Consider the following 17,881-nt stretch of genomic DNA (forward strand, 5'->3'; position numbering starts at 1 on the left):
CTTATAGTAATTATAAAATTACAAGGAGGGAAAAATGACTCCAAAAAAAGATGTAGAAGATCAGTTGGATCAATTTTTAGAAAGTGAACAATTTTATAAAATAAAAAATATAGCTGGAAATCTTGTAAAATTATCCGTAGATAAGCTTGATAATTTTGTAGAAGGAATGAAAGAAAAAAGACAAAAAAAATTACCAGTTATAAAGAATGAAAATATAGTTACTAGTAATAAAAAAGATTTAGCATATTATAAATTTTTATCTACAATATTCACTATATTTATTTGGTTAAATGTATTTATTGCTTTGTTAACTTTAGCAGGATTTTTAATATCCCAAGAGATAGAAGCTTTAAAAGTAGTATTATTCTTTTTCTTGCCTATTATTTTATTATTTTATTTTGGAAACACTTACAGCAAAAAAAAGTCAAAGCAACTAATAAGATATAAAAAATATTTAAATGCTTTTGGAAATGCATCTGTTGCGACTCTTGAAAACTTGGCGATATCGGCAAATACCGATAAAGATACAGCCTTAAAAGATTTACAACATTTCATAAATAATAACTATCTTAAGGAAGCAAGACTTGTGGAAAATAATCAAATTTTAATATTAGATAATAAAAGTTATGTAGACTATAAAAATTATCTTAAAATTTCTGATTTAAATGAAGCTAGTGATAAAGATTCAAATTACATTACAAAGCTTATTTATTACAAGCAAAATTTAAAAAGCCCAATGAAAGACTATGCAAGTGAGCTTTTAGAGATAATATCTAAATTTAAATCAAATGTGGATAAAGATCTAAATAAGTCATCATATGAAAAATTTAGGTCTTATTATATACCAGAAACTATAAATTTATTTGACCAATACAGTAAAATAGAAAATTCTAAGATAAAAACTAATGATGAAATCGAAGTAAAAAAAGAAATCGAAGCTTCATTAAAGGATATAATATCTGGTTTAAAAAAATTACTTGAGGCTACTTTTGAGATGAATTATATAAATATTAAGTCTGATATATCTGTTTTAAAATCAATGCTTAAAAATGATGGATATATAGACGAAGATTTTAATTAGGAGAGTATTATTAAATGGATAAAGATATAAAATTAACTCTTGGAAATGAAAATAATGAAGAAGTAAAAAATCTTAATTTGCTAGAAAATTATCAAATTGAAGAAAAAGAAGAGATTAATGAAGAAATTGAATTATCAGAAGAAGAAAGAAAACAAATAGAAGATTTTTCTAAAAAAATAAACTTAAATGATTCTTCAAATGTTCTTGAATATGGTTCGGCAGCTCAAAAAAAGATAGCAAACTTTTCTGAAAGCACTTTAAACAAGGTAAGAAGTAAAGATATTGGAGAAGCTGGTGAGCTTTTAAACAATGTTTTATTGAGTCTAAAAAATTTTGATGTATCTGAAAAAGATAAGGGTTTGTTTTCATTTTTTAAGAAAAGTTCCAACAAGATAAACAGTCTTATGGCAAAATATAATAAGGTTGAAGACAGCATAGAAGAAGTAAAAGACCAGCTGATCAGCCACCAACTAAGGCTTATGAAAGATATATCAACTCTTGATTATATGTATGATTTAAATAGAGATTATTATAAAGAATTAATAATGTATATAAAGGCTGGCGAGTTGAAATTAAAAGAAGCAAGAGAAGTTGAACTTGTAAAATTAAAAGCAGATTTTGAAAAAAGCAAAAATCCAGTCGATGCACAAAAAGTTAATGATTATACAAATATGATAAATAGGTTTGAGAAAAAACTTCATGATCTAGAAATCACAAGAACTATCGCCCTACAAATGGCACCACAAATTAGGATGGTCCAAGCTTCTAATACTTTGATGGTTCAAAAGATTCAATCGACAATAGTTCATACTATACCTCTTTGGAAATCACAAATGGTTTTAGCTCTTGGCTCAGAACATTCGCTTGAAGCAGCTAGGGTGCAAAAAGAGGTTAGCGATTATACAAATGAACTTTTAAAGAAAAATGCTGATACTATAAAGCAAGCTACGATTGAAACGGCCAAGGAATCTGAAAGAGCAATAGTTGATATAGAAACTATAAAATACACTAATCAAGCTTTAATAGATGCCCTTACAGAGGTCAGAAATATACAAATCGAAGGAAGTAAAAGAAGAGAAGAAGCAAGTAATGAGCTTTTAAAAATAGAAAAAAATTTAAAGAATTCATTAATGGGCTAATGGCTTAATATTAATAAAGCATCTAAGTTTGAAATTAGGTGCTTTTTAGTTTATTTTCTTTTATTTATGCTTAAATTGGTATATCATAGTAGATTAGGAAAAAGGTGAAAAAATGTATGATAATGAAACTATAGCAGCTATTTCAACTGCTAATGGAGAAGCAGGTATAGGAATAGTCCGTATTAGTGGGGACGATTCTGTAAAAATTGCAGATAAAATTTTTAAATCTGTTTCTAAAAAAAGTTTATTTGATATAGAAAATAGAAAAATGGCTTATGGACACATTTATGATGGAGACAAATTAGTTGATGAAGTATTAATAGTAAAAATGCTTGCTCCACATACTTATACCAGAGAAGATGTTGTTGAAATATATTGCCACGGCGGAATTATTTCTGTAAGAAAAATCTTAAATCTTTTACTAGATAAGGGGGCTATTCTTGCAGAAAGAGGAGAATTTACAAAAAGAGCCTTTTTAAATGGAAGGTTAGACCTTACTCAGGCTGAGGCTGTAATAGATATAATAAAATCAAAATCAGACCTATCTTATGATATGAGTATAAAACAGTTAGAAGGTTCTTTAAAAGGAAAATTAGATGAGGTTAAAGAAAATTTAATCTCTATAAGTTCTCTAATAGTTGCAAACATTGATTTTCCTGAAGATGAAATAGAAGAAGCAACCTTTGATAAGCTCAGATCTTACACAGAAGATGCTTTAGAAATAGTAGAAAAATTGCTTGAAAATTCCAATAGAGGAATGCTACTTCGTGATGGAATAAATACTATAATTTTAGGAAAACCAAATGTTGGAAAATCAACACTTTTAAACAAACTTTTAAGGTTTGATAAAGCAATAGTAACAGATGTTGCAGGAACAACAAGGGATATAATTAGTGATTATATAAATCTAGACGGCATCTTGCTTAAATTAACAGATACTGCAGGCATAAGAGATACTAAAGATTTAGTTGAAAAGATAGGCGTAGACAGAGCAAAATCTGAAATTGATAGTGCAGATCTTATAATTGCAATTTTTGATGGATCTAGAAAAATTGATCAAGATGATTATGAAATTATTGATCTTATAAAAAACAAAAAATCAATTATTATATTTAATAAAGATGACTTAGACCAGGCTGTGAGCGAGGAAGAAATAGAAAAACTTATAGATGGAAAAGATTATTTAAGAACTTCCATGCAGGATGCTCAAGATATATCAAAAATAGAAAGTATTATTAAAGATATGTTTTTTGAGGGAGAAATATCAACTACAAGCGATGTATATGTTAACAATGTAAGACATATAAGAGCCTTGGAAACAACAAAAAAAGCTTTATTAGATGTTATAGAAGATATAAACAATGAAATGTTTTTAGACTTAATGGAAGTTAATGTTAATAATGCCTTAATGTCTCTTGGAGAAATAACAGGAGAAACAAATACAGAAGACATTTTAGACAGAGTATTTAGTGAATTTTGTATAGGAAAGTAGGAATTTTTTTGGAAGTAAAAAGATATATACAAGGAGACTATGATGTTGTAGTTGTAGGAGCGGGCCATGCTGGAAGTGAAGCTGCTCTTGCTAGTGCTAGAATGGGTTTAAAAACTGCCCTATTATGCATAAATTTAGATTCAATATCAGCAATGAGTTGTAATCCTAATATTGGTGGCACTGGAAAAGGCCATTTAGTTAGAGAAATTGATGCTCTTGGCGGAGAAATGGCAAAAGTTATAGACCAAACCTTTATTCAATCTAGGATGTTAAATACATCAAAGGGTCCAGCTGTCCATTCACTTAGAGTGCAAGCAGATAAAAGAAAATATCATGAAGTAATGAAGAGAGTTTTGGAAAATCAAGAAAATCTCTACTTGCATGAAGCAGAAGCTACAGACATGATTGTTGAAGATAATAAAATTAAAGCAGTTGTTACTCAAACAGGAGCTATCTACAATACAAAAGCCTTGGTATTAGCAACAGGAACTTATTTAAGAGGAAGAATTTATATTGGAGAATTAAATTATTCTTCTGGACCACAAGGATTTAGACCAGCAAATACTCTTTCATCTTCTCTAGAAAATGAAGGTTTTAGTTTGATGAGATTAAAGACAGGAACGCCTGCTAGGGTTTTAAAGTCTTCTATAAATTATGAAGGAATGGAAGTTCAAAAGGGTGATCCTGAAGTTATACCATTTTCATTTGAAAATATAGATAAGGATTTAAATAAAGACCAAGAAGATTGCTATCTAACATACACGACACAAGAGTGTCATCAAATAATTAGGGATAATTTAAATAGGTCTGCCTTATATCTTGGAGACATAGAAGGAGTGGGACCAAGATACTGCCCTTCTATAGAAGATAAGGTTGTTAGGTTTAGTGATAAAAATTCTCACCAAGTTTTCATTGAACCAGAAGGCTTAACTACTGATGAAATGTATATACAAGGAGTTAGCTCATCTCTTCCAGAAGAAATTCAAGCAAAATTCTACAAACATATAGAAGGTTTAGAAAATGCAAAAATTTTAAGGCCAGCCTATGCAATAGAATATGATGCAATCGATGCAACATCTTTAAAAATAAATCTTGAACACATGACAATTAGCGGATTATTTTTTGCAGGACAAATAAATGGATCTTCCGGATATGAAGAAGCTGCCGCGCAAGGAATTGTTGCTGGAATAAATGCAGCTTTAAAAGTTCAAAATAAAGAAGCTTTAGTTTTAAAAAGATCAGAAGCCTACATTGGAGTATTAATAGATGATTTAGTAACAAAAGGAACAAAAGAACCTTACAGGATGATGACATCAAGAGCTGAATACAGGCTAACTTTAAGACAAGACAATGCTGATTTAAGGCTAACAGATATAGGAAGAAAAGTAGGTCTTGTTGATGACAAAAGATATGAAGCTTATTTATATAGAAAAGAAAATATAGAAAAAGAATTAAAAAGATTAGAAAAGGTTAAAGTTAATCCTAGTGAAGAAAATAATAAATTAATTGAAGAATTAGGATCAACTAAAATAAATAAGACCCTATCTTTAAAGGAATTAATTAGAAGGCCAGAACTCAATTATGAAAAAGTTAAACAATTCGATCCAGAAAGAAAAGAATTAAGAAAAGATATAATTGATACGGTTGAGATTGAAATAAAATATGAAGGATATATTAAAAAACAACAAATACAGATAAATCAATTTAAAAAACTTGAAAATAAAAAATTAGATCCACACATGGATTATTCTCATATAGATGGACTAAGACTTGAAGCTAGAGAAAAGCTAGCAGAAATCAAACCTGAATCTTTAGGTCAAGCATCGAGAATCACAGGTGTTTCACCTGCTGATATAAATGTACTTTTAATATACCTGGAACAACAAAGGAGAAAGAATGAGCCTGAAAGAACAAATTGAGGAATTTGGACTAGACTCCTCATGTTACGAAAAGCTAGAAAGATATAAAGAAATATTATTAGACTATAATGAAAAAGTAAATCTTACATCTATAACAGATAGTGATGAAGTAAATATAAAACATTTTTTAGATTCACTTTCACTTTTTAAAACAAATTATTTAATTGGTAATAAAAAAATAATAGATATAGGAAGTGGAGCAGGATTTCCTGGCATGGTCATAAAAATATATAATCCAGATTTAAAATTAAGCCTAGTGGATTCTTTAAATAAGAGAATTAAATTTCTAGATAAAGTTAAAGAAGAATTAGACTTAGAAGGTATAGAAAATTTACATGCTAGGGCTGAAGAATTAGCAAGAAATAAAGATTACAGAGAAAACTTTGATATAGCAACATCAAGAGCAGTTGCTAATTTAGCAACCCTTTGTGAATATTGTCTGCCTTTTGTAAAAGTTGGTGGATATTTTATAGCCATGAAAGGACCAGGCTACAAAGAAGAATTAGAAGAAGCTAAATCTGCAATAGAAATTTTAGGATCAAGCTTAAAAGAAGTAATTGAAATTAAACTACCAGACGATATAGAGCATTATTTATTAATAATAAAAAAAGAAAGAACAATGAGCTCTAAATATCCAAGGACTGGTGGAAAACCAAGAAGTAAACCTTTATAAATAATGAATTTAGAGAATAAATGCTCCACGTGGAGCATTTATTTTTTTGCATTAATATATATTAATTAGTATAATATTAATGTCAAATGCTCCACGTAGAGCATTCTTATTGTATGTTTTATTTTTGTTTGGAGGAAAGCATGGGAAAAATCATTAGTGTATTTAATCAAAAGGGTGGAGTTGGGAAAACCACAACAGTTGTAAATCTATCAGCAGCGCTTTCTAAGAAAAAGCAAAAAATACTAGTAGTTGACTTAGATCCTCAAGCCAACACCACTTCAGCCATATTTGAGGATAAAGAAAAAAATATTTATGACCTTCTTATCAATGATGAAGTTTTATTTTATCCTACAAGAAATAAAAATATAGATATAATACCATCTTCAAATGAACTTGCCGGTGCAGAAATAGAGTTGTCAACTCGTGATAATTGGCAGTACTTATTAAAGAATATTCTCGACCAAATAAAAGAAAATTATGATTATATAATAATTGATGCTCCACCATCTTTAGGAGTTCTATCTATGATAGCTTTAACCAGCTCAGATAGTATCATAATTCCAGTTCAATCTGAGTACTATGCCCTAGAAGGCGTAGGACAATTAATGAATACTATCACTATGGTTAAAGACAATTTCAATCCAAATTTAAAAATAGAAGGAGTTTTACTCTGCATGTATGATGCGAGAACAAAGCTATCTTCAAATGTGAAAAAAGAAGTTGTGGAATTCTTTGGAGATTTAGTTTATCAAACAGATATTCCTAGAAATATCAGATTAGCAGAAGCACCAAGTTTTGGAATGGATATATTTGAATATGATAAATTTTCAAGAGGAGCAAGAGCTTATAGTAAGCTTGCAAAAGAGTTTTTAAGTAGGAATAGGTGAACTTATGAAAAAGACGACAGGACTAGGTAGAGGAATAAATAACTTTATAAAAGATTCAAGTGCTGTTGAGAAATTATTAAAACAAGAAGATAATAGCAATTTAGAAGATCTTAATATAGAAGATATTAATCCAAATGAAGAGCAAGCTAGAAAGCACTTTGATGAGCAAGCAATTAAAGAACTTGCAGAGTCTATTAAAGAGCACGGACTTATACAACCTATAATTGTAAGAAAAGATGGAGATAAATATACAATTATAGCTGGAGAAAGAAGGTATCGTGCGGCCAAAAGCATAAATTTAAAAACAATACCAGCTATTATAAAAGATATAAGCGAAGAAAATGCTGATAAGATATCTTTAATAGAAAATATACAAAGACAAGATTTAAATTCAATCGAAGAGGCTCAAGGTTATAAGAGAGTTCTTGACTTATATGATATGACTCAGGAAGAACTATCTAAAACAATTGGAAAAAGTAGGCAATATATAGGAAATACTATAAGACTTTTAAAATTAGATGAAAGGGTTATAGAATATATGGAAAAAGGCCTGCTCACAACATCTCATGGTAAACTTCTTCTCTCTATAAAAAATAAAGATGAGCAATATAAGCAAGCAAAAAAAATTGTCGAATCCGGAAAAACAGTTAAACAAACAAGGGCCAGCTTTGATAATAAAAAGAAAGACAAAAAAGAAGGCAATATATTTATGGACAGGGCCATGAGGGATTTATCAGATGCTCTTGGAACAAAAGTAGTTTTTAACGATAGGGGCAAGAAAAAGAATATAGTAATAGAATATTATAATGATGATGATTTACAAAGAATATACGAAAAGATAATTGGTAGTGATATAGATGAAATATTATAATGTATATTTTGTAAATGTATATTCAGATGAAGCTTTGCAAGGGCTAAATGTAGCCACTGTTTTGATGCCTGATAAGATATCTAAAGATAAAATTAAAAAGATAGCGAAAAATCTTAACCAGGCTAGTTTGGTATTTTTGACAAAACTGGATTCTGAGATATATGAAGCTTATTATTACTGTTACGATGAAGAAGTGAATTTTTCATCCTATGCTACAATTGGACTTTTTTATACACTAGCAGATAAGGGATATATACAAGCTTTAGAAAATGGTAAGAAAGAAATAATACTTCACACCAAGTATGGCAAAGTTTATGTCGAATTAAATTATATAAATTATGAAATCGATAGTGTTTATATAAGATTTTCAGTTAAACAAGTTGATGCAAAACTAAACAGTGAAGAATTAATCAGGGCATTTAATATCGATAAGTCTGGATTAGCAGGACTTAGCCATATCAAAGCTTATAAAGATAATATATCAAGTCCGTCAATTCTAATTGAATTTGAAAACAAAGAAAGTTTACAGGGGATTGTTCCGAATTTAGAAATAATAAAAGAAATTTCTAATAGGGAAAATGTAAATTTAATTAATTTAGTATCTATAACTGGCGAGAATGAAATAGAACAAAGAAGTTTTAAAATAAGCAATGATATTTATGAAGTATATGATTTAAAAGCTTCAATTTATAGTTTTTTATTTTACCTTTCAAAAGAAGGCAGGATAAATTTTGATAAAGAAATAAGAGTTAATAAAGATATAGTCTTTAGCCTAAGCAGCCTAGAAGATGGAACTATAAGAATAGGCGGTAAGGCTCATGTATATCTAAGTGGTGTTTTAAGCATATAGGGGTGTTTAAAATTAGTAGCAGAAAGAATAAGAAAAGTAAGGGAAGATTATTTGTGCTTTTCTTTTTTATACTATTATTGCTTCTTTCATATAAAGTGCTTTCTAATAGAAATAAAATATTTAATTTTGAACAAAAAAATGTATCTTACATTGAGTTAATTCAATATAATGTCGACACAATGACAAATATAAATAATCCTGCAAAAGTTAAGGAAATTTTATTAATACTTAACTCTTTAAAAGGAGAAAGAGTTGAAGTAGATAATAGTGAGATACAAGCTTTAAATTTTATAAATGTTTATGATAAAAGTTCTAACAGTATTGGAATAGCAAAATCTGATAAATTTATTAGAATTAAAAATAATTGGTATAAATTAGATAGTTCAAGCAGTAAAAAATTTGATAGTATATTTGAAAAATATGATAAAAAGTAAATAAAATAGATAAGGAGTAGTAAAAAACTACTCCTTGTCTATTTTTTTATTTCTTCTTTTATTATTCATTTCTATAATATTAGCGACCTTGGTAACAACTGTAAATATAAGCAAGGAAGCAAGAGATGCAGTTGTTGAGTCCTTGTCAAAACGAGGAGATACTTCACAAATATCAAAACTAACTGCCTTGTCATGGGATAGAATGTGTTTTATTAAAACAATTGCAGTTTCTGGATCAACGCCAAGAGGAGTAGGTGCAGAAACGCCTGGAGCAAAGGCTGTAGAGAAAACATCAGAACAAATTGTTATATAAACATGGTCCACTCCACTTATAAATTCATCTATTTGTTCAAAAAGAGATGGAATAGAAGAATTTACAGTTTCTCTTGAAAGAATATACTTTATACCATTTTCTTTTGCATAATTAAATAAGCTTTTTGTATTAGAATGCTTTTGAATACCGATGACCATAAAATTAAAATCTTCATCATTTTCTAAATTTAAATCATGTATTTGCCTAAACATGGTGCCTGATGTTCCACCATTTTCCTTGTAAGGTCTAGTATCAAAATGAGCATCAAAGCTAATAATTCCAATATTTTCTTTTTTAGGATGGAAATTCTTGAAAAGTCCCTTGTAGTGACCAAAAGCAGTTTCATGTCCACCGCCAAGGACTATAGGAAACATATTAAGCTCTAAAACCCTATTAACAGCCTCAGAAAGGCAATCTTGAGCCTGATCGAGAGTAAGACCATAAGTAACTATATTTCCTGCATCAAATAATTTTATATCTTGTGAAAATTGGCAAGGTAAATTTGAAAGCTCACGTCTGATGCTTTCTGGTCCCATAGCTGCACCAACCCTGCCCTTGTTAAGTCCTATGCCATGATCACATTCAAATCCAATAAAGGCAAAGGCAAATTTACCATCAAAAGCTTTTAAACTTGTGTCATTTAAATCTATAATTTTTATCCATTGATGCCATCTCAAAGAATCAAAATCTGTGGATGAATCAACTCTACCTGTCCAAGTGTGGGCAGATTCAACTTCATAATTTTTTAGCAATTATAACCACCTCTAGTTTAATATAAAGAATTTATACTATATATTATTATACCCATTTAATATTTTTGATAATAAGGTGTATAATAATATACTATAAAATATATCAAAGATATAGATAAAATTTGTACAAATTGTTTATCCTGGATAAATTCGGGATAAATATTAATATGTAAGACTTAATATCTATATTTTTATGGGAGGGAAAAATATGATAAGTTTATTATTAAAGGTGTTAGCTTCTGCAGTAGCAGTATTTGTAGCAGCATTCTTAGCACCAGGAATGGAAGTAACAAATTTTTCAGCTGCAATATCAGCTGCAATAGCAATGGGGATCATTGACTGGGCAATTTTAAAATTTACAGGATATGATGGATCACCAAAAGGAAAAGGTGCTATTGGATTTATAACAGCAGCTGTTGTTATTTATTTAACAGGCGTTATTGTAGATGGATTTACAGTAAGCATTATTGGAGCACTTATCGGTGCTGCAGTTCTTGGTATTGTTGATATGATTATACCAGGAGAAAGAACTTACTAATAATTTTATATTTTTAGAATAAAAGAGCCTTTGGGCTCTTTTTATTTTGTCTAAAGTTATCAACAAGGAGTAAAAATATGTGGATAACTTTACAGTTTTAAATTTAATTTATATAATTAGAGGGATTAAAGCTATTCTTTAACTCTGTTTTAGGCAATGATAGACCTATCTAACTTATTTTATAAGAAGATTGATAAGAAAAGATATCCACATTAACAAATAATCTGTGGATATCTTTTCTTATTTTTAATTAAATTTTCTATATTATCTATTTTTATTTTAAACTTCCCTAATATTAAAATTATTTTAAATTTCAAATCAAATATTATCGTCTAAATAAGTTTATTTTTCTTTAAATTTTAAAGGCAAATCGAATTATTAATTTGATTGTTGGATTTAAAAACAAGTTATCGAAATTAATTTGTTTATAAATTATTTTTTATATAATTTATCCTTAGTCTGTTTTATTTTGGAAAGAGCCTGAACTTATCCAACCTTCGTAGGACTTGCCATCTTCTGGGTCTTGAGTTTTTACCCTGCACCAAATTCTTTCTATCCCCTCAATTTTTGTATTAACAATATAAACTTCAGTATCAACAGGAAGTTTTTTTATTAATTTTGCTTTTAAGGAAGGTTCTTCTCTTAAATTGGCATTATCACTGACTACAACTTGAAAAGTGTTGATTAAAGATTCGGCCTTGTCATTTATATCGGCTCTGTTTTTTGCCATTTCATAATCTTCGTTGTATTTTTCGTCGTCTATATATTTATTTCTATTGTATTTTAAAAGAGAATCCCTGAGAGTTTGAGCCTTGGCTGATTCATCAACTACAGATAAATATTCATCGAGCAAGTAAATTGCACTGTTGTAGTTTTTGTAGTCTATATGATTTTGTGCTTGGTTTAAGATAAGACTTTCAATTTCTGTAATCTGACTTTGAGATTTTTGGTAGTTCGACTTATCTTCTGGGATAACTTTTTTAAAATATTTAATAGCTTCTATATATTCATAGTTAGAAAACATTTCAAGACCATTTTTATAATCAAGCTCAGATTGGATCAACTTATTAGTTTTATCTATAAATGGCGTGATCTCGTATTTATCATTGTATTTTAAGTCTGTTAAATTCTTTAAGGCTTTTTCATATTGACCATTTTCTATATAGACTTGAGCATTTTCAAACTTTTTCTTGTCACTGTAATCATTTAAAAAATTAAATGAAAATATAATAAGAGTAACGGCAAGAAGTCCTAAAATTGCATAAAGACTTACTTTAAAAGTTTTTGATCTCGCCTTAGCTTCTTCATTTGTCAAATCATTTATCCTACTTTTTTCTAGGGTTTTTGTATCTGGTGCAATTTTTACCATCTGAGTTTGGGTTAGCTGATTTAGGGCTTTTTTGTCTTTTTTATTTATAGTTCCAGATTCATTCATCAAATTTAAAAGTTTTAGATTAATTAAGGGTTCTGTTAAATTTGATAAAACAAAGTCTTTATTCCTTGAACACTTTTTACATTCATATTGGTCTTTTGCATTGAAGGCACCACAAACACATCTCCAGCCGTTGGGAGTATTTTCTCCGTAGGCAATAAATTGTTCTCCGAAAGTTTCTTTTAATTTTTTTATCTTGCTTTCAGAAATTATTGGTAATAAAAATTTATATTTATTTGAATAGACAACATTTTTAGAGTCTTCGAGATATATTTCAGTAATTTTTATAGAAATAAACCTGGCTGATTTATATTTTTCATCAATTTTAATTGATTTTAAATAGAATATTTGACCAGCCTGTATATTTAAGTTTTTAATTTCATATATTACTGAGTTTCCATTAAAAAGTGGATTGTAGTTTTCATCATAAAAGACAACTGAAAAGTTGACCCCTGTTACAGCTTGCTCACCTAAATTTAAAAGATCAACAGCTATTCCTAAATCATTTGTAAGTTCTGCTCTTATAATCTGCAAATCGTCTTTTGGGTCTAGATAGACGATTGTCGGTAGAGTATTAAAGATTCCGCTCATCAATCTTCCTCCTTAAGTAGATTATAGTTCAATAATTTATATAAATGTATACAAAGTTATTTAAATATTAGTATAAATAATTAATTAAAATATTCTTCTATATGGTCTAGTAATTTTTTATTTTCTTTAGCATTTAATATGCAAAATCTAAAATATTTTTCATCAAGATTATTAAAATTTGAACAATCTCTAATTACCATAGCCTTAGTTAAAAGATAATCTCTTAGATCTTTTGCTTTTTTGTCGTTTAAAATCTTGCATAAAATAAAGTTTCCATAAGATTTGTAGTATTTTATATCTTTTATCTTATCCAATCTAGAAAAAATTTCTTGTCTCTGCTCGCTTATAAAATCAAAAACACTTTTTCTATATTCCTTATCTGCAAAAGATTTTTCTGCAAGGATTGCTGCTAGGATATTTATATTCCAAAGCATTTGTTTATTTGAAATTAGGTCTTTTAAATTTTTGGATGAGTTTATAGAATAACCAAGTCTTATACCAGGCATAGCAAAAAACTTACTAAGGCCTCTTAGTACAATTAAATTTTCGTATTTTTTGCAAAGACTGCTGGCAGAAAACTTTTCTTGGTCTGTAAATTCTATATAGGTTTCGTCTATTAGGATTTTGCACCTTGTGTTTGTTAATAATTTTTCTATTTGGTCTTTGTCTAAGATTGTTCCTGTTGGATTGTTTGGGTTGGCAAAGATAAATAGTTCTATATTAAACCTGTTTATTATACTTATTAATTTATCTAAATCAATTTCAAAATTATTTTCTTCTAGCAAATTATAATAAAATATTTTAGAAGATATTTTATTTAATTCATTTTCATATTCAGAATAGCAAGGAGATAGGATCAAAGAATTCATAGGATTGATCAGTTTAATGTAATTGATTAAGCCTTCTGTTGTTCCATTAAATAATAAAAGGTCATCCATGTCTAAGTTTATATAGTCTGCTATTTCTTTTTTTAAATTTATATAATCAGTATCAGGATAAGAACTTATTAGTTCCATGTGGTCTATTAGATACTGTTTTGCCGTCTCGCTTGGTCCAAGTGGATTTATATTAGATGAAAAGTCTACAATATCTTCTATATCAAAACCGTAAACTCTTGATATTTCGAAAATATTTGCTCCGTGTTTGTTTTTCATTTGGCACTTCCTTTTACTAATTTTATAATATATATTAATTATATCATTAAGATGAAAGGTTAATTTATTAAGATTTATATAGGGTGGTAATATGAATATTTTTGTGAATGATTATAATGATTTGGCACATGAAAAAGTTTTAGAAAAGTTAAATATTGTAAATAAAAAGGGAAATTTAGGTTATGGCTACGATGATTATACAAAAAAAGCCAAAGAACTTATAAAAAGAGATTTAAAAAATGAAAATGTAGAAATTGAATTTCTAGCTGGTGGAACAATAGCAAATATAATAGCAGTTACAGCAAACTTATTTCCATATGAAGGAATAATAGCTGCAAATAGTGGACATATCAACGCTCATGAAGCTGGATCTATAGAAGCTACTGGCAAAAAAATCGAAACAATTTATTCAAAAGATGGGAAAATTTATGCAGACGAGCTTGAATTATTTTTAGATAAATTTTCTGAAGAGCATACAATTTCACCAAAGATAGTTTATATTTCCCAAACTACTGAAATGGGAACTGTATATACTTATGATGAGATAAAAAACATATATGATGTTTGTCTAGAATATGGTGTTTATCTATACATAGACGGGGCTAGGATGGCTGTTGGTCTTGCTGCATCTGATATTGAAGTTTCAGACCTTGTAAATATTTGTGATATGTTTACCCTAGGAGGAACAAAAAACGGAGCCCTTTATGGCGAAGCTCTAGTTATTGTTAGTGATGAACTAAAGCAAAATGTAAGAAGGTATATGAAACAAAGAGGGGCAACCATTGCAAAGGGTTTTGTCTTTGGAGCTCAATTTATTGGCCTATTTGAAGATGGTTTATATTATGAACTTGGCAAAAAATCTTATGAAATGAGTAGATATTTAGCCGATAGATTAAAGGAAGTAGACCTTGATTTTTATCAAGAGCCAGAAAGCAACCAGATATTTCTCCTATTAGATAGAGAATGGATAGATAAACTTTTAAAAAATAATTTGTTTGAAATTATGGACTATAATGATGAGAAAAAAATTATTAGACTAGTTACAAGTTACAGAACTAGCAAGGAAGAAATAGATAGTTTAATAGAAGATATAAAAAGATAAAAGAGCCTTTATTTAGGCTCTTTTAAAAATTTATATATATATTCATAGACTTTAATATTGTCTGTTTCGTTTAAGATTTCATGTCTCATATTTTCAAAAAACTTAATTGATAGGTTTTTATATCCAAGCTCTTGGTAAAGCTTATAGACCTTCTTAACTCCCTTGGTCTTATCGCCAACGCTATCTAGTGCGCCTGATACAAACAAGATATCAGTGTCCTTATTTGTATTTTTAATTAGATTCTTGTCTTTAATTTTTTCTAAAAGACAAGCAAGATGATAATAGGCATTATTGGTAAAAGGACTTTGGCAAAGCTCATCTTTTTTCCAATTCTCAACATTCTTTTTATTATTGCTAATCCAAGAATGATTAGGAGGAGTTTTTAGCTGGTATATACCAATAGTTCTTAGGAATATAAGCTTAGATCTTTGTTCTTCTCCTAGTATCTTAGAAAAAAGTCTAGATAAATTTTTTAGAAGCTGTATGTCAAAATTTGATACATAGCCTGTTCCCATAATTACAGCTTTTTCTGTGTCATATTTAGTTAAAAAGTAGCGTAAGATAAAAGAGCCCATGGAGTGGCCGAGATAGTAAATTGGAAGATCATATTTATCTTTTAAATAATCACTCAAGTGATGCATATCTGAAATTATATATTCTAAAACATCGCCTTCTCCGAAATACCCGAGTTTTCTTGCACTTGCGCCGTGGCCAAGATGGTTATTTCCTGCAACTATAATATTTTTGCTATTTAAATATTTTGCAAAATCATCATACCTATCCATGTGTTCAGACATGCCGTGGGCAATTTGCAATATAAATTTAGGTTTTTCACAGTCCCAAATTCTTGCATAAATCTTATCTTTTTTATTGCTGGACATATAGTCTATGCTATAGCTCATCAAATCAGCTCCTAAAATTCTATTTGTAATTTAAATATAAAAAAGAGGATTTAAAATTTTAAATCCATCTTAATTACTATATTATATTATTTTTTAGTTAAATTTAGAAAAATTTACTAAGTTTTTCTATTTCTTCCATGTTATTAAGGTCATAAATCAGTGGTGTAACTGTTGCATAGCCTTTTTCTAGATAAAGTCTGTCGCTTTTATCAATATCACTTGATGGTTTTCTCATTGTTAGGCTTAGGGCAAGTCCATTTTCAGTTTCTTCTGCCTTATATTGGTCCATTACAGAACCTCCAACTCTACAAACCTTTATTCCTTTTACTTCTTCGTAAGAAAGTTTTGGAACGTTTATATTTAAAACTTCAACCCTATCTGTCTTATCATGTAATTTATTAAAAACGTCAATAGCAATCTTAGCAGCTGCTTTAAATTGAGTTTGATCTCTTGCATATTCTGCTGATACAGCAATTGAATTTAAACCAAATACATTGGCTTCTACTGCTGCAGATACGGTTCCTGAATATAGGATATCCATCCCAGCATTGTAACCTAGATTTACACCTGAAAAACAATAGTCAAAATAATCATGACCAAACACATGCAAGGCTGCTCTTACAGAGTCGGCTGGTGTTCCAGAAACACTGTAACAAGGGCAATCTATGCCTTTTATTTTAACCTTATTAAAGTTTAATTTTTCAGTAAGTGTTATAGAGTGGCTCTTGCCTGAATTTTCAAATTCTGGAGCAACCATAATTACCTCATGATTTTCTTTAATAAGTGCTTTTGCCATTGCCTTTATGCCAGGTGCAAAAAATCCATCATCATTCGTAAGAAGTATTTTCATTTTTCCTCCTATAATTCATACATTTTAGAAGTAGCGTCTTTTGGAGAAACCTCCATTATATAATCAATTCCCTCTTTAATATTATTTTCATCTAGACTGTCTCTAATAGTCCTAGCTGCAAGTTTCGGGTCATTGTTATCCTTTGAAAGATGTGCAAGCATTACAATTTCATTTTTTTTATTTAGTAATTTTTTTAAAATTTCTGCAGCATTATCATTTGACAAGTGACCAAAATTTGACATTATTCTTTGCTTAGTTGACCATGGATAAATGCCATTGATAAGCATATCTTTATCGTGATTTGCTTCTATATAATAAAGATTTGAGTCTTTCATCTTTTCAAGAATATTTTGATCAACTATGCCTGTGTCGGTAACAAGAGATATTTTTTTATCTCCAATGATATTATAACAAGAACCATCTACACAATCGTGAAAGCTCTTTATAGGTTCTATATAAAGGTCTTTGAAAGTAAAGGACCTATCATTTTCAAAAAAATATAAATTTTCAGACTTTATATCTTTTGTTATTTTTTGCATTGCCTGGTAGCTTTCTTGTGTAGTAAAGACTTTTAGATTATGCCTTCTAGATAAAACTCCAGCACCCTTGACATGGTCTAGGTGTTCATGGGTTAGAAAAATTGCATCTATATCTTTGATATCAACATCAATAGAGTCTAAAAGTTTTTCGATTTGTTTGCCAGATTTTCCAGCATCTATTAAAATTTTTGTATTATTATACTCTAGATATTGACAGTTACCTGATGAACTACTTGATAATGAACAAAATTTCATTTAATTACCTCCACCAGATAATTTTAACATAGATTTCAACTTTAATAAATAAATGAGTTTTATTATCAGGGAACTTATAAATTATGATATTTGATAATATATAATAT

At 28.9% G+C, this 17,881-nt stretch carries 17 protein-coding genes; 11 read left to right on the plus strand and 6 right to left on the minus strand.

What is annotated here, in order from left to right; genetic code table 11:
- Positions 1–34: 34 nt before the first annotated feature.
- The 9 genes from HGPB_RS03430 to HGPB_RS03470 all read left to right on the plus strand — a co-directional run bounded on the left by HGPB_RS03430 (position 35) and on the right by HGPB_RS03470 (position 9,346).
- Positions 35–1,081, plus strand: coding sequence for a hypothetical protein (locus HGPB_RS03430; protein WP_019132294.1), 1,047 nt, complete (start codon positions 35–37; stop codon positions 1,079–1,081).
- Between the two features lie 14 nt (positions 1,082–1,095).
- Positions 1,096–2,220, plus strand: coding sequence for a toxic anion resistance protein (locus HGPB_RS03435; RefSeq protein WP_019132295.1), 1,125 nt, complete (start codon positions 1,096–1,098; stop codon positions 2,218–2,220).
- Positions 2,221–2,332: 112 nt separating this feature from the next.
- Positions 2,333–3,712 (plus strand): tRNA uridine-5-carboxymethylaminomethyl(34) synthesis GTPase MnmE, encoded by a 1,380-nt coding sequence (gene mnmE / locus HGPB_RS03440; protein WP_019132296.1) that lies wholly within the window; start codon positions 2,333–2,335, stop codon positions 3,710–3,712.
- Positions 3,697–5,631 carry a tRNA uridine-5-carboxymethylaminomethyl(34) synthesis enzyme MnmG gene (gene mnmG / locus HGPB_RS03445; protein ID WP_036738059.1) on the plus strand — a complete coding sequence of 645 codons (1,935 nt, stop codon included), beginning with the start codon at positions 3,697–3,699 and terminating at the stop codon, positions 5,629–5,631. The genes mnmE and mnmG overlap by 16 nt, the downstream gene beginning before the upstream one ends.
- Complete coding sequence (gene rsmG, locus HGPB_RS03450) at positions 5,609–6,304, plus strand: 16S rRNA (guanine(527)-N(7))-methyltransferase RsmG (RefSeq protein ID WP_019132298.1); 696 nt, start codon at positions 5,609–5,611, stop codon at positions 6,302–6,304. Before mnmG ends, rsmG begins: the two co-directional genes overlap by 23 nt.
- Before the next feature lie 140 nt (positions 6,305–6,444).
- A complete protein-coding gene (locus HGPB_RS03455) occupies positions 6,445–7,191 on the plus strand; it encodes a ParA family protein (RefSeq protein WP_019132299.1) in 747 nt (248 codons plus the stop codon).
- 4 nt (positions 7,192–7,195) lie between these two features.
- The gene (locus HGPB_RS03460; protein ID WP_019132300.1) at positions 7,196–8,062 is read left to right on the plus strand and encodes a ParB/RepB/Spo0J family partition protein; all 867 of its coding nucleotides are present in this window, start codon (positions 7,196–7,198) and stop codon (positions 8,060–8,062) included.
- Positions 8,049–8,912, plus strand: a complete 864-nt coding sequence (locus HGPB_RS03465; RefSeq protein WP_019132301.1) for a PhzF family phenazine biosynthesis protein — start codon at positions 8,049–8,051, stop codon at positions 8,910–8,912. Before HGPB_RS03460 ends, HGPB_RS03465 begins: the two co-directional genes overlap by 14 nt.
- A gap of 179 nt (positions 8,913–9,091) precedes the next feature.
- Positions 9,092–9,346, plus strand: coding sequence for a hypothetical protein (locus tag HGPB_RS03470; RefSeq protein ID WP_148497881.1), 255 nt, complete (start codon positions 9,092–9,094; stop codon positions 9,344–9,346).
- A gap of 27 nt (positions 9,347–9,373) precedes the next feature.
- Here the strand turns inward: HGPB_RS03470 and hutG are convergent, their stop codons facing one another.
- On the minus strand, positions 9,374–10,411 hold the full coding sequence (gene hutG / locus HGPB_RS03475) for a formimidoylglutamase (RefSeq protein WP_019132303.1): 1,038 nt from the start codon (positions 10,409–10,411) through the stop codon (positions 9,374–9,376).
- A 208-nt stretch (positions 10,412–10,619) separates the two neighbouring features.
- Here hutG and HGPB_RS03480 point away from each other — a divergent pair, with 208 nt between their 5' ends.
- Positions 10,620–10,949: a phage holin family protein gene (locus tag HGPB_RS03480; protein WP_019132304.1), complete on the plus strand. Its 330-nt coding sequence runs from the start codon at positions 10,620–10,622 to the stop codon at positions 10,947–10,949.
- Positions 10,950–11,403: 454 nt separating this feature from the next.
- Here the strand turns inward: HGPB_RS03480 and HGPB_RS03485 are convergent, their stop codons facing one another.
- Both HGPB_RS03485 and HGPB_RS03490 read right to left on the minus strand, forming a co-directional pair.
- Positions 11,404–12,972, minus strand: a complete 1,569-nt coding sequence (locus HGPB_RS03485) for an SH3 domain-containing protein (RefSeq protein ID WP_019132305.1) — start codon at positions 12,970–12,972, stop codon at positions 11,404–11,406.
- Between the two features lie 80 nt (positions 12,973–13,052).
- A complete protein-coding gene (locus tag HGPB_RS03490; RefSeq protein ID WP_019132306.1) occupies positions 13,053–14,126 on the minus strand; it encodes a pyridoxal phosphate-dependent aminotransferase in 1,074 nt (357 codons plus the stop codon).
- Between the two features lie 91 nt (positions 14,127–14,217).
- Here HGPB_RS03490 and HGPB_RS03495 point away from each other — a divergent pair, with 91 nt between their 5' ends.
- The gene (locus HGPB_RS03495) at positions 14,218–15,228 is read left to right on the plus strand and encodes a threonine aldolase family protein (protein ID WP_019132307.1); all 1,011 of its coding nucleotides are present in this window, start codon (positions 14,218–14,220) and stop codon (positions 15,226–15,228) included.
- A gap of 8 nt (positions 15,229–15,236) precedes the next feature.
- Here the strand turns inward: HGPB_RS03495 and HGPB_RS03500 are convergent, their stop codons facing one another.
- From HGPB_RS03500 to HGPB_RS03510, 3 genes are all read right to left on the minus strand, one after another.
- Entirely contained in the window at positions 15,237–16,130 is an 894-nt protein-coding gene (locus tag HGPB_RS03500; protein ID WP_019132308.1) for a serine aminopeptidase domain-containing protein, read from the minus strand.
- Positions 16,131–16,233: 103 nt separating this feature from the next.
- Positions 16,234–16,980 carry a 5'/3'-nucleotidase SurE gene (gene surE, locus HGPB_RS03505; RefSeq protein ID WP_019132309.1) on the minus strand — a complete coding sequence of 249 codons (747 nt, stop codon included), beginning with the start codon at positions 16,978–16,980 and terminating at the stop codon, positions 16,234–16,236.
- Between the two features lie 8 nt (positions 16,981–16,988).
- Complete coding sequence (locus HGPB_RS03510; RefSeq protein ID WP_019132310.1) at positions 16,989–17,774, minus strand: MBL fold metallo-hydrolase; 786 nt, start codon at positions 17,772–17,774, stop codon at positions 16,989–16,991.
- Positions 17,775–17,881: the final 107 nt, after the last annotated feature.

It is taken from the genome of Peptoniphilus obesi ph1, assembly GCF_000311865.1.
GTDB lineage: Bacteria > Bacillota > Clostridia > Tissierellales > Peptoniphilaceae > Peptoniphilus_E > Peptoniphilus_E obesi.

Excerpts from the sequence above, each read along its gene's own strand:
- HGPB_RS03430 (WP_019132294.1), top strand. The coding sequence starts at position 35 with ATGACTCCAAAAAAAGATGTAGAAGATCAGTTGGATCAATTTTTAGAA.
- HGPB_RS03435 (WP_019132295.1), top strand. The coding sequence starts at position 1,096 with ATGGATAAAGATATAAAATTAACTCTTGGAAATGAAAATAATGAAGAA.
- mnmE (WP_019132296.1), top strand. The coding sequence starts at position 2,333 with ATGTATGATAATGAAACTATAGCAGCTATTTCAACTGCTAATGGAGAA.
- rsmG (WP_019132298.1), top strand. The coding sequence starts at position 5,609 with ATGAGCCTGAAAGAACAAATTGAGGAATTTGGACTAGACTCCTCATGT.
- HGPB_RS03455 (WP_019132299.1), top strand. The coding sequence starts at position 6,445 with ATGGGAAAAATCATTAGTGTATTTAATCAAAAGGGTGGAGTTGGGAAA.
- HGPB_RS03460 (WP_019132300.1), top strand. The coding sequence starts at position 7,196 with ATGAAAAAGACGACAGGACTAGGTAGAGGAATAAATAACTTTATAAAA.
- HGPB_RS03465 (WP_019132301.1), top strand. The coding sequence starts at position 8,049 with ATGAAATATTATAATGTATATTTTGTAAATGTATATTCAGATGAAGCT.
- HGPB_RS03470 (WP_148497881.1), top strand. The coding sequence starts at position 9,092 with ATGACAAATATAAATAATCCTGCAAAAGTTAAGGAAATTTTATTAATA.
- HGPB_RS03480 (WP_019132304.1), top strand. The coding sequence starts at position 10,620 with ATGATAAGTTTATTATTAAAGGTGTTAGCTTCTGCAGTAGCAGTATTT.
- HGPB_RS03485 (WP_019132305.1), bottom strand. The coding sequence starts at position 12,972 with ATGAGCGGAATCTTTAATACTCTACCGACAATCGTCTATCTAGACCCA.
- HGPB_RS03490 (WP_019132306.1), bottom strand. The coding sequence starts at position 14,126 with ATGAAAAACAAACACGGAGCAAATATTTTCGAAATATCAAGAGTTTAC.
- HGPB_RS03495 (WP_019132307.1), top strand. The coding sequence starts at position 14,218 with ATGAATATTTTTGTGAATGATTATAATGATTTGGCACATGAAAAAGTT.
- HGPB_RS03500 (WP_019132308.1), bottom strand. The coding sequence starts at position 16,130 with ATGAGCTATAGCATAGACTATATGTCCAGCAATAAAAAAGATAAGATT.
- surE (WP_019132309.1), bottom strand. The coding sequence starts at position 16,980 with ATGAAAATACTTCTTACGAATGATGATGGATTTTTTGCACCTGGCATA.
- HGPB_RS03510 (WP_019132310.1), bottom strand. The coding sequence starts at position 17,774 with ATGAAATTTTGTTCATTATCAAGTAGTTCATCAGGTAACTGTCAATAT.